Here is a 14,011-nt window from a genome sequence, read left to right as displayed (position 1 = left end):
GTGTTCAGTATGAGGGATCTGAGACTATGAAACGCCTGATACCGCCAGACGACTGCCCGGAGGAAATCGCCCGCCGTCTTGACGTCATGCAGCATCACCGTGCGCTCAACGCGATCCTCGGAGTTAACCCCGAGGCGATGACCCTGGCTGAGGAGTATCAGAAGCAGCGTCGACGCGGTGAACTTATCGGTCCTTTGCATGGCGTCCCGTTGATTATCAAAGATAATATTGCCTGCGTGCCGATGCCCGTTACCCTTGGTTGTCGCGCGCTGGCCTCCTTAAAGGCGACATCGGATGCGCGGGTCGTACAGCGACTGCGCAGGGCTGGAGTGATTGTTCTTGCCCGAGCTAATATGTCCGAGTTTGCATTCGATGTGCGCTCGCGAAGTTCACTAGGCGGGGATGTGGCTAACCCACTTTGCCCGTCGGTTACCGCCGGAGGCTCCAGCGGAGGCTGCGCCGCTGCGGTTGCAGCCGGAATAGCCGACGGCGCGATAGGCACGGATACAGGCGGTTCAATCCGTATTCCCTGTAGCTATACCGGGCTGGTGGGGCTACGGCCCGCCTTTCGACGCTCACAGCTGGACGGCGTTGCGCCGCTCTCGCTCAGCAAAGATACCGTTGGGCCAATGGTTCATAGCGTTGAAGATGCCGCCTTGCTGCATGCCATAATCCACGATCTTCCCCTGGTTCATCTTCCCGAGCGTTCTTTGAAAGGCATTCGCTTTGGGGTGATTACTGCATTACAGGGTGAGGATGAAGCGCAATTAGCCGTGTGGCAGAGGGCGCTGCATACGCTATGCCGGGCTGGGTCGACGCTGGTAGAGTTATCTTTACCATTTCTGAATGAAGTCAGAGAGGCGACCTGCCTAAGCCTGTATGAATTTCATGTGGCGATTAACGGCTGGCTTCAAAAGAAGCCGGGCGCGCCATCTGGGCTGGCGGACATCGTGGCGTCCGGAGCCTTCCTGCCGGAGTTCGCGTCGTTTCTCAGGCAAATGATGAGATACAACACCCTGAAAAATCCGCACTGGCTGGCGGGGCGGCACTTCCAGCGCCTGTTGCGGCAGAATTTGTGCCGGGTGGCAGAGGAACAATGCATCGACGGATTTTTGTATCCCACTGTACAACGTTTACCCGAAAGCCTGGCGAAGATGCCGCCCGGCTGTGCGCCGGAACTTGCCGCCATCAGTGGCCTGCCTGCGATAACGCTGCCATGTGGCATGAGCCTTAATGGCCTGCCGGTGGGAATGGAGATTTTGTCAGTGAATGAGGACGAGGCAGCGTTGATGACGCTGGCAAGGGCCTGCGAGGGGGCTTTTGTCAGGGAAGGTATCGTGGTATAGGCACAAAAAAGCCCGCAGGGCTTGCGCCGTGCGGGCTCTCAGGACTTCATCGGATGACTCTGGTAATCACCGATGGAGAGTTTTTGTGGGCTGACAGGAGATGGGTTTATCTTATAGTTTCTTGATTTAAAAGAAAAATTAATTCAGGATTTCAGGATTTAACTACCAAACGCACTACCAAAATGTTTTGGTGGAAAATTGCACATTACAGGGGAGGGGCTAATTTACTCTTTGCTAAGAGTAATACATACCGCTGTTATGCTTTTACGTGTCCAGCCTGTCCACTGTCCATATATAATATTAAAAATAAAAAACTATCATATTATACATATGGATAACCGTTTTTCATGCGCGTTCATACGTGGGCAACAGCATGGACAAAGGGTGGGCAGTGCTGTCCTGTCCATACTTTGCCGTTCGTCGGGTAAAAATGCATTTTGCGCTATGTGGGATCGTACTGGAAAAGTTCGGGGGCTACGTTTTGCTACGTGTTTTTGCACATCGTAATCGGATGCCGTCCGAAAATTGGCAAGATAGAAACTCTCCTTCCCCGGTATTGCACAGATTGTACATTTTGCTACGTGCTCCTTGCACCTCACCAATTCTCAACATTTTTGGCATGGCAAAACACGCGTATGCGCGAGTCCGCCTGGAAGCGGGTAGCGTCAAGTCAAAATCTTAGGGGGGTAATTTTACTGAAAGGTGTTGAAGCAGGCGGTAAGGCGTTGCCGCTTTTATCCCTATAGGGATAGCTTCTTTTGCACTTTGCTACTTCCGCCAGGTCGGGCAAGCCGTGGAACGGTGATGATTTTATTATTGTCTCTACGCGAGGGGGGCAATTATTTATATCTGGTTTTTACCATCTCACCACTTTTTTTTACTCGATATATTCCGTTATCGGCCCAAAAAGTCATACCGGTATTTTTACCATTTTTAACAGACATGAGAGAGTTTTTATCAATACAGTTTTTTTGAGGTTTCATATCTTTAAAATAAAGCCTGTCGTATCCATCAGTTTCTTTGTAGCCATCTCCGAAATCCCAAAAAATGACAGTAAAAGATCCATCTGACTCACATGCCCGTAATTTTTTGCGGATTCCGGACAGGGGGGAGTGGACGCTTTACGCTAGTAATCCATCATCAAAATGCCATGTGGCATCTTTCAGGCTTCCGGGGATCTCTTGCGCTATATCTTTTGTATCGGTGGCCTGCCTCTGAATCTCGATATTGTCGATCCGCACGTCTGTACGCTGTGAAACCTGTCGGGATGAATTGCTGATAGCGTTGCTGGTCATGACGGGTAATAGGATTGCTTGCCGCTGCCTGTAACTGCACCTGATCGACATGCGTCATATCCTGCGCTGGTGGCGCTGGCGTAACTCAATTGTGGATCGGACCGTTTGGCGCTAACTCTGCGCCAATGGGTAAAATACTTCTCCCTGGTGGGTGTAGCTTCTGGAATTCAGGTGTTTCCTTTGGGTACGAGGCTATAAATGCGCGATATTTATCGTCCACGAGCCGGGATAAAGCGGTTTTTGTTTGTTCGCTGCGTCCTTCGCTTTTATGGCGTTCGATAATGTCATTAGCCTATGCTCTGCACTTTAGTTGTTCTGGGTGGGGGTGTTATTTAAACTCGAATTCATCTGTGAACTTAACTATATCGCCGTTTTTTTGTAGCTGATATTTTCCATCATATGTTGTGAATATTACACCCAAGTTCTTGCTATTGCTGACAGAGAAAACAGCATCTTTATCAATACACTTTAGTGGTGGCGGCATATCATCAAAACATAGTCTGTCATAACCATCAGTTTCTTTATATCCCTCACCAAATAGCCAGAAAATAATAGTAAAAGAACCAGAGGATGATGGTTTAGGGATATTATATTTCTCTTTCAGGAAAGATTTATTTTCAAGCCACCACTTAATTTTTCCTTTATCTGTTGGCGGGAAATTCCTGACTAAAACATAGCTATGATTACCATTGTCATGAACGGCGACAATCTCCACCGGACGTAGTGATAGCCAAAGCCAATAACCAGCCAATACGCAGCCAGCCAGAGTGATAAAAGAAATAATTTTCTTAGTTTTTGCTTTCATTACGACCCCCGGTAATCTCTACATTGGTTTCCATATTGGCCATAAATGGTCTGAAACCAAACTGATTGTAACGCTGGAGTATAAACCAGATACGGAAAAATCGGAACTGGTTAAACTTAAACTTTGAGATATCGTCAACATCAAGGCCAAAGTGATCCTGAACTTTGTAATGCACCACTGCCTGGTAGCGGTCATTATTAATCTGTAAGGACTTTAACGTAATATGTGTTGCCCAGGTATCATGAATGGTGATACCCATACCGTTAAAGTTATCCTGGAATCTGTCAAACTTAGGGAGTTTTCCACTGAGAATAGCTTTTCGCAATTCATCTTTATTTTTTTCGGGTAATGTTTATTTGCCCAGTCAATATTCTCGATCAAAGCATTTTTTATTTTTGACAACGTACTATTCTCGGTTCTGTCATTAAGAATATGATCTTTAAGTGCTGAATCGAGGTACATACTGCGAAAGGGTGAACCGTTGCCATTTTGCATATGCGTAATCATCTGTTCGATCAGATGGCGGTATGGCCCATAAATCGAGAACAGGCGCGATAAATCGCGGAATTCATCAAACAAGATACTGGCGCACTGCTGGCGCGAAATCTTTTCCCCTTCTCCACGGGAGCCATGAAACATTGACTGTGGCTGAGTGAATGGCGTAATTTTCGTCAGGGTATAAGGGTTGGTCCTGGTAGAGACATCCAGCAAATGAAAATGCGTTTTTAACTGTGATTCTGATAAATCTCCACAGCGCATATCTTTAGCGCTGTAGTCGTCCATACGATTTTGGGTAGTAAATATGGTACAGGGAAACTGTAGTGCGGCCATCGTGACACATTCCTTGTGTTATTGTTCGTGAAGGTCTTTGCAGGGAATAATACGCCCTGGTGGGTTGAAGTGTAAACGTTGTACAGCCTCTGCCCGTAATTTTTGCGGATTTCGGGCAGGGGGGAGTGGACGCTTTACGCTAATAATCCATCATCAAAATGCCATGTGGCATCTTTCAGGCTTCCGGGGATCTCTTGCGCTATACCTTTCGCATCGGTGGCCTGCGTCTGGATCTCTATATTGTCGATCCGTACCTCTGTACGCTGTGAAACCTGTCGGGATGAATTGCTGATAGCGTTGCTGGTCATGGCGGTAATCGGATTCTGGCCGCTGCTTATAACTGCACCTGACCGACATACGTCATATCCTGCGCTGGTGCCGCTGGCGTAACTCGGTTGTAGATCGAACCGTTTGGCGCTAACTCTGCGCCAACGGGTAAAATAATTCTCCCCGGTGGGTGTAGCTTCTGGAATTCAGGTGTTTCCTTTGGGTACGAGGCTATAAATGCGCGATATTTATCGTCCACGAGCCGGGATAAAGCGGTTTTTGTTAGTTTGCTGCGTCCTTCACTTTTATGACGTTCGATAATGTCATTAGCCCATACCTCGCACATTAGTTTTATAGCTCCGTCATACTTTTTGCTACGGTTTATAGCGCCTGGTTGCCTGCGCTTTCTGATTTCGTCGAGATAGCCTCTGGCATACCTGGCTACTTATGCATGGCTAGTGCAAGCCGGGCAGGAGAATGATTTTATTGCAGTCACTACGCGAGGGGCAAACCTAATAGGATGCGACTTTTATAATATTACCATTTTGGTCTAAGCGATAATTATCACCATCGTAAACGGTGAACATGATGCCCATATTCCGGCTTTTATCTACAGAGAAAATAGCATCCTTTTCGATGCAATTTATTGGTGGCTTCATATCCTTAAAACAAAGCCTGTCATATTTCCCTTCTTCTTTATAACCATCGCCAAAATCCCAAAAAACAACAGTAAAATATCCAGAAGATGATGGTTTGGGAATATCATATTTTTCTTTCAACATATCCTTATTTTTTAGCCACCAGGCTATTTTCCCCTTATCTGTCGGTGGAAAGCTTCTAACTAAAACATCGCTATAGTTGTTTTCCTGATGAACCGCGACAATATCTACAGGACGTAAACACAGCCAAATCCAGTAACTCAGTAAAAGACAAACAGCCAGCAAAAACAGAATCAAGATTTTTTTATTTTTTGCTGTCATTGCGCCCCCCAGTGATTTCTACGGTTGCTTCCATATTGGTCATGAATGGCTTGAAACCAAACGGGTTATATCGCTGTAGCACAAACCAGATGCGGAAAAAGCGGAACTGGTTGAATTTGAGTTTTGAAAAATCATCAACATCAAGGCCAAAGTGATCCTGGACTTTGTAATGTATAACCGCCCGGTAGCGGTCATTATCAACCTGTAACGATTTTATGGTGATGTTCGTTGCCCAGGTATCATGCACGGTGATTCCCATACCGTTGAAATTATCCTGAAAGCGGTCAAATTTAGGGAGTTTTCCACGAGATATTGCGATCATTAATTCATCTTTATCTTTTTTCGGGTAATTATTGTCTTCCCATATTATGTGTTTTTTAAGCGTTCCTTCTATTCGTAAAAGCGTACTGTTTTTTGTCCTGTCATTAAGAATATGTTCCTTCAGCGCCCTGTCCAGATGCGTACTACTGAATGCTGAACCGTTGCCATGCTGCATATGGGTGATCATCTGTTCGATCAGATGCTTGTAAGGGCCATAAATCGAGAACAGGCGCGATAAATCGCGGAATTCATCAAACAAGATATTGGCGCACTGCTGGCGGGAAATCTTTTCCCCTTCTCCACGGGAGCCATGAAACATCGACTGCGGCTGGCTGAACGGGGTAATTTTCGTCAATGTGTAAGGGTTGACTCTGGTGGAGACATCCAGTAGATGAAACTGTGTTTTTAACTGTGATTCAGTTAAATCTCCACAACGCATACCTTTAGCGCCATAGTCGTCCATCCATTTCTGAGTTTTGAATACGGTGCAGGGAAACTGTAGTGCGGCCATCGTGATACATTCCTTGTATAACGGTCCATTGAAATCTTTACAGGGAATAATACGCGCTGGTGGGATGAAGTGTAAACATTGTACAGCTCTTGCCCATAATTTTTACCGATTCCTGGCAGGGGAGCACAGTGTGTGCATTACGCTCTCAAGGCATCATCAAAATGACAGGGGGCATCTTTCAGGCTGCCGGGGACCTCCTACTCTATGCCTTTCGCTCAAAACAATAAAGCTTTATGAGTGCCTGACAGAGTGCCTAAAAGGTTCGGATTTAATTAGTTGGCATCAGACTTCGCGGGACAAATTCAAGGCACAAAAAAGCCCGCAGGGCTTGCGCCTTGCGGGCTCTTAGGACTTCATCGGATGACTCTGGTAATCACCGATGGAGAATTTTGGTGGAGCTGGCGGGAGTTGAACCCGCGTCCGAAATTCCTACATCCTCAGTACTACATGCTTAGTCAGTCTTTACATTCGCCTGGCAGCTGCGGACAGACACGCCACTGACAGACTATCCTGATTAGATTTAACGCTTCAACCCCAGGCAAGGCATCCACGCGATCTCTTTTGGGTTTGACCTCTCTTGATCCCCGTCCTAAGAGCGGAGGCTAGGGAGAGAGGGCTCTAAGCAGGTTATTAAGCTGCTAGTGCGTAGTTTTCGTCGTTTGCGACTATTTTTTTGCGGTTTTTTAGCGAGGCCTACCGCACCTCGGCATGCACCTTGGGTTTCGCAAATCCCGTCGAATCCAGAATCAGCCCCAGGAACCAACTACTCTAGCAAAAAACTTCAAAACTATCCAGTGATTAGCGGTTGCGATTTTTCATGATGCGCGCTTTATCGAGCTTCCACTCGCGCTCTTTGATGTCGTCGCGCTTGTCATGCTCTTTCTTACCGCGCGCCACGCCAATCTTCAGTTTGCACCAGGCGTTCTTCCAGTAAAGCGACAGCGCGACGACGGTATAGCCTTCGCGGTTAACGCGGCCATAGAGCGAGTCGAGTTCGCGCTGGTTGAGCAGCAGCTTACGGTTGCGCGTCGGATCGCAGACAACGTGCGTTGAAGCGACGGCCAGCGGCTGGAAGGTTGAGCCGAACAGATAAGCTTCGCCATCGCGCAGCAGAATGTAGCTGTCGCTGATGTTGGCTTTACCCGCACGGAGCGATTTGACTTCCCATCCTTGTAGCGACAATCCCGCTTCGAATTCCTCTTCAATGAAGTATTCATGACGGGCGCGTTTGTTAAGGGCAATAGTGGCAGAACCGGGTTTATGTACTTTTTTCTTTGTCATAGTGCGGCGTATTTTACATCACTTAGGCGGCCATCGCACCCCTTGTCCAGCGGGGCACCGGGAAACGGGATATTCTAGCACACCTCTCAATGCGGGGAATTTTTGTTTGATCGCTGGAAATGCTACAATTCAGCGGTTTTGTGATGAACAGGAACCATTATGGCTCAGATTAGTCGTTCAGCGCTGGTGCCCTTCAGCGCTGAGCAAATGTACCAACTGGTCAACGACGTGGATGCCTATCCACAGTTTTTGCCGGGCTGTACCGGCAGTCGCGTGCTGGAATCCTCTGAAAATCAGATGACGGCCTCGGTAGACGTCTCAAAAGCGGGCATCAGTAAGACATTCACTACGCGCAACACGCTTACCGACAATCAGCGCATCCATATGCAGCTGGTCGACGGGCCGTTCCGAAAGCTGACCGGCGGGTGGCAGTTTATCTCGCTGGGCGACGACGCCTGCAAGGTTGAGCTTAGCCTCGATTTTGAGTTCACCAATATGCTGGTGGAAATGGCGTTCGGCCGCATCTTTAAAGAGCTGGCCAACAGCATGGTGCAGGCCTTCACTCAGCGCGCCAAAGAGGTCTACAGTGCCTGATATCTCCGTTGAGGTGGTTTACGCGCTGCCGGAGAAACAGTATCAGCGCGTCGTCACGCTGGAAGAGGGAAGCACCGTCGAGCAGGCGATCGTCGCATCCGGCCTGCTGGAGCTGCGCCGCGATATCGACCTCAGCCAAAACAAAGTGGGCGTCTTTAGCCGCCCGGTTAAGCTGGGCGATACGCTGCAAGAAGGCGACAGGGTGGAGATCTATCGGCCGCTAATCGCCGATCCCAAAGAGCTGCGGCGTCAACGTGCTGAGCGTTCAGCCGGCGGGAAAAAGTAATATCGGTCAGCACTGGCCAGCCAGAAAAGCGAAAGGCGCCAGCGGCGCCTTTTTTGTTGCGTGTTCGATCAATCCTTCGAGGCAGTCAGATTCGGCTTGTTGTCGATATTGGTCAATATGCCGTTGCTGTCGAAGGTCAGGGTCAGCGTCTGCTGCTTCACCTTTTCATGGCCTGGCTCCTGACGGAACACGTAATACCAGACGTTGCTGCCAAATGGATCGCGCATCATCGGCGTACCGAGCGTATAGGCGACCTGCTGCTGGGTCATGCCGTTGTGGATTTTCGCCACATCGTTGGCGACCAGGTAGTTGCCCTGGTTGATATCTGGGCGGTAAACCACGCGCTCAAGGGTGGAGCATCCGGCGGTCATCATCAACATTACCACTGCCGCGGCAGTCAGCGTTTTACAGCGCATCTCTACATTCCTTTTCTGGGGCCAAACGCCTTTTTCTCAGGCTGTTTTTTTGCCATCAAATTCTGAACTCTGCCTGCGGCAGGCTTTATTATTCAGGCGACATAAGTAGCCGATGATAATAAACCTTTTCGCTATTGGGAACCTCTACATCGACAGAGCAAGCATATGACCACGCAGCGGGAAGAAAGTGCGGCCGTTACGCCGCTAAAAGTTCTTTCGCGTTAGCGAGAGTATTACGTGTAACCTCACTGCCGCCCAGCAGACGCGCCAGCTCCTGCAGGCGCGCGCGCTTGTCGAGCGCCTGCATATGGGTCTCGGTCATCGCGCCGTCGGTCTCTTTGCTGACAAAGAAGTGCTGATGGCCGCAGCCCGCCACCTGCGGCAGGTGGGTAACGCACATGACCTGGGTCGATTCGCCCAGCTGGCGCAGCAGGCGTCCGACGACGGCCGCGGTCGGGCCGCTGATGCCGACGTCCACTTCGTCGAAGATCATCGCCGGGGTTTCCATCTTCTTCGCGGTAATCACCTGGATTGCCAGCGCAATACGCGACAGTTCGCCGCCGGACGCTACTTTACCCAGCGGCTGCAGAGGCTGGCCGGGGTTGGTGGCCACCTGGAAGTCGATACGCGTTGCGCCATCCGCCGTGAGGTGGTCGGGATTGAACGCCAGCGCAATAGTAAAACGGCCGTGCGGCATAGAGAGCTGGTGCATACTTTGCGTAATCAGCTGCTCAAGTTCGGTGCCATACTGCTGACGCTGCTGATGCAGATGCTCAGCGCTGCGCAGTGCGGCCTGATAGTGTTCGCTTACTAACTCTTGCAGGCTCTCCTGATCGCTCTCCTGCTGCGAAAGCAGCTCAGCTTCCGTGAGCAGCTGCTGATGCAGCTCCGCCAGACCTTCCGGCGCGACATGGTGCTTACGCGCCAGCGCGATATAGCGCGAGATGCGCTGTTCCAGCTCATACAGACGGTTGGGATCGAGATCGAGCCGGTCAACGTAGTGGCGCAGCTCGTCGCTTGCCTCGCTGAGCTGAATCGCCGCTTCTTCCAGCATATTGAGCACGCCGCTCAGCTTGTCGTCCAGCGTCACGACCTCGGTCACCATCTGACGCGCGGTGTAGAGCAGGCTGTTGAGGTTGCTGTCGTCGCCGTCGGCGAGCAGCTGCAGCGCCTGCTGGCTGGTCGAGAGCAGCTGACCGCTGTTGGCGAGGCGCTTGTACTCCTCATCAATTTGCTCGTACTCGTTCGCCTGCGGCGCGAAATCGTTGAGTTCTTTCAGCTGATACTGCAGCAGTTCACGGCGCGCCTCGCGCTCCTGCGACAGCTGCTGATGCTGCGCCAGATTGCGGCAGCTCTGATGCCAGGCCTGATAGTCGCTGCGCATCTGGCGCAACAGATCGTCATGACCGGCGTAGGCGTCAAGCAGGTGTTTCTGATGGTCGGCTTTAAGCAGCAGCTGGTGAGCATGCTGGCCGTGGATCTGAATCAGCAGCTGGCCCAAATCGCGCAGCTGCGACAGCGGCACTGCGGTACCGTTGATAAAGCCGCGTGAGCGGCCGTCGGCGCTGATGACGCGGCGCAGCAGACACTCGTTGCCGTCATCCAGCTGATTTTCTTCCAGCCAGCGCTGCGCAGAGGGCGAGGACTTAAGGTTAAAGCGGGCGCAGAGGTCGGCGCGCGCGGCGCCCTGACGCACCATGTCCGCTTCAGCGCGACCGCCAAGGCACAGACCGAGGGCGTCGATGGCAATAGACTTACCCGCGCCGGTTTCACCGGTAATCGCCGTCATACCGCGTTGGAAATCAATGTCGAGCTCACGAACGATAGCGAAATTACTGATGGTCAGCTGTGCCAGCATAGAATCACCTGTATGGAAAAACAGATATGGTTTTTCGTACAGTATAAACTGGTTTTTTATCCAGTAAAGAGGGCGGGCTGAAATTAGAACAATTTTTTCGACCAGCCTAGTTTTGAGCTTAGCGTATTGAAATAGCTGTAGTTTTTAGGGTGGATCAGGTTCAGGTGGTTCTCGCTGCGGCGGATCAGCACATCTTCTCCTTCCTGAATCGGCAAGGCGATCTGGCTGTCGCAGCTGATTTCGAGATCGCTGCGACGCGACGAAAAGCGCAGCCGGATGGTGCTGCTGCTGTTGATCACCAGCGGCCGCGCCGAGAGGGTATGCGGGAACATCGGCACCAGCGCGATGGCGTCGAGCGAAGGGGTGAGAATCGGGCCGCCCGCCGATAGCGAGTAGGCGGTCGAGCCGGTCGGCGTAGAGATGATCAGGCCGTCAGAACGCTGCGAGAAGGCGAACACCTCGTCGATATAGACCTCGAACTCGATCATATGCGCCACTTTGCCAGGATGCAGCACCACCTCGTTGATCGCCAGGCCGAGCCGCGGCGAGCACTCATCTTTGCAGACGCGCGCTTCAAGCAGAAAGCGGCTTTCGACGAAATAATTCCCCTGCAGCACCTCGTCCAGCTGCTGCTGCGCGTTATCGGGATCGAGGTCGGTGAGAAACCCGAGGTTGCCGCGGTTAATGCCGATCACTTTGATATCGTAGCGCGCCAGCACGCGCGCCGCGCCGAGCATATTGCCGTCGCCGCCGACCACCACGGCGAGGTCCGCCTGCTGTCCAATCTCCGCCAGCGTGCCGGTCTGGGCATCCTGAAGGTTGAGCTCCTGCGCGATCTGCTTCTCAATAATCACTTGATAACCTTTGGACGTCAGCCAGCGCCACAGCATCTCATGCGTGGTGAGAGCGGTAGGGTGACGCGGATGGCCTACAATACCAATGCAGTTAAAGTGTTTGTTCATTTGGTGGGTCTTTCCTCATAAGCCAAAACGGCAAGGCAATGTGATGGGTTCCCTTGAAACCGTCAAACCGATCCCCATAATAAGCGGACTGGCGAGATGAATGTGCAAAACGCGGAGAAATTCATGAGTAGTAAAGAACAGAACACCCCAAACGAGCAAGTCTCAGACGAAATTCAACAGGATCAGCAGCAACCTCAGGAAGCGGAGACGGCAGTAGAGGTGGATCCGCGTGATGAGCGTATTGCGCAGCTGGAAGCTGAACTGGCGCAGTTGCAGACCGGCGTACGCGACGCTCAGCTGCGCGCGCAGGCGGAAGTGGAAAATATCCGCCGTCGCACCGAAATTGACGTTGAGAAAGCGCACAAATTCGCGCTGGAAAAATTCGCCAACGAGCTGCTGCCGGTTATCGACAGCCTGGAGCGCGCGCTGGAAGTCGCAGACAAAGAGAACCCGGGGCTGGCATCGATGATTGAAGGGATCGAACTGACCCTGAAATCGCTGCTGGGCGCCGTGCGCAAATTCGGCGTTGAAGTGGTCGGCGACACCAACGTGCCGTTCAACCCGGAAATCCATCAGGCGATGTCAATGATGGAGTCAGACGACGTAGCGCCTAACCATGTGATGATGGTGATGCAGCGCGGCTATACCCTGAACGGTCGCCTGCTGCGTCCGGCGATGGTTGCGGTCGCGAAAGCGAAAAGCTAAGCAGTCAACGCACGTCAGACGGCCGCACGGTGATGCGGCCGTTTTTATTTGCGGCTCAGCTGACGGGCAGCTGCGGCATCCAGTCGATGGGCTGCTCGCCCGCCTGCGTCAGCAGGTCGTTGGCCTGCGCGAAATGGCCGCAGCCAAAGTAGCCGCGATGGGCGGAAAGCGGCGACGGATGGGGCGCCTGTAACACATGGTGGCGCTGCCGGTTGATAATGCTGCCTTTCTTCTGCGCGTGCGATCCCCAGAGTAAAAACACCACGCCTTCGCGATGTTCGTTAATCGCGGCAATAACGTTATCGGTAAAGGTTTCCCAGCCGAAGCGCGCATGGGAATGCGCTTTGCCCGCTTCCACGGTCAACACCGTATTCAGCAGCATCACGCCCTGTTTCGCCCAGCTTTCGAGGAAGCCGTGCTGTGGGCGCTTAAAGTCGGGAAATTCCTGCTCCAGCTCTTTATACATATTCTGTAAAGAGGGCGGCACCGGCACGCCGGGCAGCACCGAGAAGGCCAGGCCGTGCGCCTGATTCGGGCCGTGATAGGGATCCTGACCGAGAATCACCACCTTGACGTCGCCCAGCTCGGTAAGGCGAAACGCATTGAAGACATCTTTCTGCGGCGGATAAACCGTCACGCCAGCCGCCCGTTCGTTCGCCACCAGTTTCAGCGTTTCGGTAAAGTAGGGCTTCTCTTTCTCTTCGGCCAGCACGTCGTGCCAGGTCAGTTTGTCCGTCATGGTCTGCTCCCTTATAGATCGATGCCGTAGCTTAACGGTTCGCCGCATCAGGTTGAAGATAAAAAATATTTGAAATTTACAAAATATTTTTTAGGGAAAAATTTATCTGAATCAATTAATTGAAATTAGCAGTGAAAAGCGTGGCTGTGTAAATTGACCGAGGTCAAAACCTCTGCAAGAAGCGAGTGTTATATCAGGGCGATAATTTGATTTACTCACCGCGCCGAGCAGGATAGCGCCATGTTCTGGAGAACTAGTTATGATCACTGGCATTCAAATTACTCAAACCAACAACCCTGATTTAATGAACTCTTTCTGGCTGATCGACGACGAAAAAGCGGAAGCGCGCTGCCTGTGCGCGAAAGCGGGTTATGAAGAAGATCAGGTTGTCGCCGTGAGCGAACTGGGCGAATTCGCCTGGCGCGAAGTGCCGCTGGAAATGAAACCGCAGGTACGCATTGAAGGCGGTCAGCACCTGAATGTTAACGTGCTGCGCCGTGAAACGCTGGAAGATGCGGTTAAACATCCGGAGAAATATCCGCAGCTGACCATTCGCGTTTCAGGCTATGCGGTGCGCTTCAATGCGCTTACGCCGGAACAGCAGCGTGACGTGATTACCCGTACGTTTACCGAAAGCCTGTAATCTGGCAACTTTGGGCGCGTGCAGAAAAAGTACCCATCGTATTGTTAATGGCAGGTTATTGAAAATAGGTAATATTTAACTTTCCCGGCGCTGGCCGCGCAGTAACAAACCCGGCGCTTTGGCTGTTAACCTATATCTGAACGGGGTAAGCGCCGTTTTTACCCGCTTAAC

15 protein-coding genes, 1 other RNA gene and 1 pseudogene are annotated in these 14,011 nt (G+C 51.5%); 5 read left to right on the top strand and 12 right to left on the bottom strand.

Going from position 1 to position 14,011, the window contains the following annotated elements:
- Positions 1-26: 26 nt before the first annotated feature.
- Positions 27-1,346 (top strand): amidase, encoded by a 1,320-nt coding sequence (locus HA46_RS14980; protein WP_084885204.1) that lies wholly within the window; start codon positions 27-29, stop codon positions 1,344-1,346.
- A gap of 839 nt (positions 1,347-2,185) precedes the next feature.
- Here the strand turns inward: HA46_RS14980 and HA46_RS14975 are convergent.
- From HA46_RS14975 to smpB, 8 genes and pseudogenes are all read right to left on the bottom strand, one after another.
- On the bottom strand, positions 2,186-2,443 hold the full coding sequence (locus HA46_RS14975) for a DUF943 family protein (protein ID WP_280174260.1): 258 nt from the start codon (positions 2,441-2,443) through the stop codon (positions 2,186-2,188).
- Between the two features lie 526 nt (positions 2,444-2,969).
- Positions 2,970-3,446 carry a DUF943 family protein gene (locus HA46_RS14965; RefSeq protein ID WP_084885148.1) on the bottom strand — a complete coding sequence of 159 codons (477 nt, stop codon included), beginning with the start codon at positions 3,444-3,446 and terminating at the stop codon, positions 2,970-2,972.
- Positions 3,430-4,277, bottom strand: a pseudogene (locus HA46_RS14960) (YPO3983 family protein). The gene HA46_RS14965 and the pseudogene HA46_RS14960 overlap by 17 nt, the downstream one beginning before the upstream one ends.
- A 134-nt stretch (positions 4,278-4,411) precedes the next feature.
- Positions 4,412-4,585, bottom strand: coding sequence for a hypothetical protein (locus HA46_RS21060; RefSeq protein ID WP_158086844.1), 174 nt, complete (start codon positions 4,583-4,585; stop codon positions 4,412-4,414).
- A 471-nt stretch (positions 4,586-5,056) separates the two neighbouring features.
- Complete coding sequence (locus tag HA46_RS14955; protein WP_084885145.1) at positions 5,057-5,524, bottom strand: DUF943 family protein; 468 nt, start codon at positions 5,522-5,524, stop codon at positions 5,057-5,059.
- Positions 5,508-6,356 (bottom strand): YPO3983 family protein, encoded by an 849-nt coding sequence (locus tag HA46_RS14950; RefSeq protein ID WP_084885143.1) that lies wholly within the window; start codon positions 6,354-6,356, stop codon positions 5,508-5,510. Before HA46_RS14950 ends, HA46_RS14955 begins: the two co-directional genes overlap by 17 nt.
- Positions 6,357-6,746: 390 nt before the next feature.
- Positions 6,747-7,110: a transfer-messenger RNA gene (ssrA, locus tag HA46_RS14945) on the bottom strand.
- Between the two features lie 44 nt (positions 7,111-7,154).
- Positions 7,155-7,637 (bottom strand): SsrA-binding protein SmpB, encoded by a 483-nt coding sequence (smpB, locus tag HA46_RS14940; protein ID WP_033754058.1) that lies wholly within the window; start codon positions 7,635-7,637, stop codon positions 7,155-7,157.
- Positions 7,638-7,796: 159 nt separating this feature from the next.
- Between smpB and HA46_RS14935 the strand changes: the two genes are divergently transcribed.
- On the top strand, positions 7,797-8,231 hold the full coding sequence (locus HA46_RS14935) for a type II toxin-antitoxin system RatA family toxin (protein WP_033754055.1): 435 nt from the start codon (positions 7,797-7,799) through the stop codon (positions 8,229-8,231).
- Positions 8,224-8,517, top strand: coding sequence for an RnfH family protein (locus HA46_RS14930; protein WP_033791891.1), 294 nt, complete (start codon positions 8,224-8,226; stop codon positions 8,515-8,517). Before HA46_RS14935 ends, HA46_RS14930 begins: the two co-directional genes overlap by 8 nt.
- 68 nt (positions 8,518-8,585) lie before the next feature.
- On the opposite strand, the gene bamE is transcribed toward HA46_RS14930, so the two are convergent.
- The 3 genes from bamE to nadK form a co-directional block, all read right to left on the bottom strand.
- Positions 8,586-8,933: an outer membrane protein assembly factor BamE gene (bamE, locus tag HA46_RS14925; RefSeq protein WP_033791890.1), complete on the bottom strand. Its 348-nt coding sequence runs from the start codon at positions 8,931-8,933 to the stop codon at positions 8,586-8,588.
- A gap of 196 nt (positions 8,934-9,129) precedes the next feature.
- Positions 9,130-10,791 carry a DNA repair protein RecN gene (recN, locus tag HA46_RS14920; RefSeq protein WP_084885140.1) on the bottom strand — a complete coding sequence of 554 codons (1,662 nt, stop codon included), beginning with the start codon at positions 10,789-10,791 and terminating at the stop codon, positions 9,130-9,132.
- Positions 10,792-10,874: 83 nt separating this feature from the next.
- Positions 10,875-11,753 carry an NAD(+) kinase gene (gene nadK / locus HA46_RS14915; RefSeq protein ID WP_033754042.1) on the bottom strand — a complete coding sequence of 293 codons (879 nt, stop codon included), beginning with the start codon at positions 11,751-11,753 and terminating at the stop codon, positions 10,875-10,877.
- Between the two features lie 123 nt (positions 11,754-11,876).
- On the opposite strand from nadK, the gene grpE reads away from it, so the two are divergent.
- Entirely contained in the window at positions 11,877-12,458 is a 582-nt protein-coding gene (gene grpE, locus HA46_RS14910; protein ID WP_084885202.1) for a nucleotide exchange factor GrpE, read from the top strand.
- Positions 12,459-12,513: 55 nt separating this feature from the next.
- Here grpE and ung read toward each other — a convergent pair whose 3' ends face one another.
- The gene (gene ung / locus HA46_RS14905) at positions 12,514-13,197 is read right to left on the bottom strand and encodes a uracil-DNA glycosylase (protein ID WP_084885139.1); all 684 of its coding nucleotides are present in this window, start codon (positions 13,195-13,197) and stop codon (positions 12,514-12,516) included.
- 259 nt (positions 13,198-13,456) lie between these two features.
- On the opposite strand from ung, the gene grcA reads away from it, so the two are divergent.
- Positions 13,457-13,840, top strand: a complete 384-nt coding sequence (grcA, locus tag HA46_RS14900; RefSeq protein WP_033791887.1) for an autonomous glycyl radical cofactor GrcA — start codon at positions 13,457-13,459, stop codon at positions 13,838-13,840.
- The last annotated feature ends 171 nt before the right edge of the window (positions 13,841-14,011 follow it).

The sequence above is a fragment of the Pantoea septica genome (assembly GCF_002095575.1).
GTDB classification, from domain to species: Bacteria; Pseudomonadota; Gammaproteobacteria; order Enterobacterales; family Enterobacteriaceae; genus Pantoea; species Pantoea septica.
Note: the sequence above shows the minus strand (reverse complement) of the source record. Positions and strands in the feature narration are given on the sequence as shown.

Coding starts and splice junctions, on each gene's coding strand:
- nadK (WP_033754042.1), bottom strand. CDS start 11,753: ATGAACAAACACTTTAACTGCATTGGTATTGTAGGCCATCCGCGTCAC.
- HA46_RS14935 (WP_033754055.1), top strand. CDS start 7,797: ATGGCTCAGATTAGTCGTTCAGCGCTGGTGCCCTTCAGCGCTGAGCAA.
- bamE (WP_033791890.1), bottom strand. CDS start 8,933: ATGCGCTGTAAAACGCTGACTGCCGCGGCAGTGGTAATGTTGATGATG.
- smpB (WP_033754058.1), bottom strand. CDS start 7,637: ATGACAAAGAAAAAAGTACATAAACCCGGTTCTGCCACTATTGCCCTT.
- recN (WP_084885140.1), bottom strand. CDS start 10,791: ATGCTGGCACAGCTGACCATCAGTAATTTCGCTATCGTTCGTGAGCTC.
- HA46_RS21060 (WP_158086844.1), bottom strand. CDS start 4,585: ATGACCAGCAACGCTATCAGCAATTCATCCCGACAGGTTTCACAGCGT.
- HA46_RS14965 (WP_084885148.1), bottom strand. CDS start 3,446: ATGAAAGCAAAAACTAAGAAAATTATTTCTTTTATCACTCTGGCTGGC.
- ung (WP_084885139.1), bottom strand. CDS start 13,197: ATGACGGACAAACTGACCTGGCACGACGTGCTGGCCGAAGAGAAAGAG.
- grcA (WP_033791887.1), top strand. CDS start 13,457: ATGATCACTGGCATTCAAATTACTCAAACCAACAACCCTGATTTAATG.
- HA46_RS14980 (WP_084885204.1), top strand. CDS start 27: ATGAAACGCCTGATACCGCCAGACGACTGCCCGGAGGAAATCGCCCGC.
- grpE (WP_084885202.1), top strand. CDS start 11,877: ATGAGTAGTAAAGAACAGAACACCCCAAACGAGCAAGTCTCAGACGAA.
- HA46_RS14950 (WP_084885143.1), bottom strand. CDS start 6,356: ATGGCCGCACTACAGTTTCCCTGCACCGTATTCAAAACTCAGAAATGG.
- HA46_RS14955 (WP_084885145.1), bottom strand. CDS start 5,524: ATGACAGCAAAAAATAAAAAAATCTTGATTCTGTTTTTGCTGGCTGTT.